2 protein-coding genes are annotated in these 754 nt (G+C 69.8%); both read left to right on the top strand.

The genetic code is table 11. The features are described from left to right. The coding region (locus tag JMF90_RS39120; RefSeq protein WP_236598156.1) for a MetQ/NlpA family ABC transporter substrate-binding protein at positions 1 to 381 on the top strand (381 nt) is incomplete at its 5' end. Beyond that, positions 375 to 754: YkgJ family cysteine cluster protein (locus tag JMF90_RS39115; protein ID WP_201326552.1), on the top strand; the 380-nt coding region annotated here is incomplete at its 3' end. The genes JMF90_RS39120 and JMF90_RS39115, both read left to right, overlap by 7 nt.

Below are 754 nucleotides of genomic sequence, written 5' to 3'. Positions count from 1 at the left end.
CGTGCGCTCGTGCTGTTGCAGAACGACACGCTGGTGACGTTGCGCGAAAAAGCCGGCCTGCATGCGACGCTGCGCGACGTGACGGGCAACCGGCTCGGGCTGAAATTCGTCGCGCTGCGCCGCGACCGGCTTTACGCGGCGCTCGATACGGCCGCGTTCGTCGCGATCGACAGCGACGACGCGGCTCGTTTCGGACTGCAGCCCGCGCGCGACAGCATCAGCCTCGAGGACGCCCGCTCGCCGTATGCGAACGTGCTCACGGTGCGCGACGCCGATCGCGCGAAGCCGTGGGTCGCGCAGCTCGTCGCCGCGTATCACTCGGATGACGTCGCGCGCTTCATCCTCACGCGCTACCAGGATTCGGTGCGGCGGCCGTGGTAGACACCTACTTGCTCGCGTGCAACGCGTGCGGCCGCTGCTGCAACAGCGCGCCGACGCTGTCGTTGCGCGAGCTGTTCCGGCATCGGCATCGCTTCGTCGGCGCGTTGACGATTCGCCGTGTGCCGAAGCGGCGGATCGGCGAACGCTGGCAGGCGGGCGGGCGCGAGCATGTGCTCGACGCGGACGACGTCGCCGCGATCGATGCGCTGGCGGACCGGCTGTTCCATCGCGGCGGCGGCGTGCAGGGCGAATGGCTCGCGCTGACGCTGCAAGGCTACGACTATCCGTCGCTGGGCCGTTGCGCGGCGCTGGCCGACGACGGCCGTTGCAGCGTGCATGCGAACAAGCCTTCGATCTGCGGTGCGGTGCCGCT

Origin of the sequence: Burkholderia sp. E168m23 (genome assembly GCF_016586125.1) — a bacterium.
Classification (GTDB): domain Bacteria; phylum Pseudomonadota; class Gammaproteobacteria; order Burkholderiales; family Burkholderiaceae; genus Burkholderia; species Burkholderia orbicola.
This window is presented reverse-complemented; position numbering and strand designations above follow the sequence as displayed.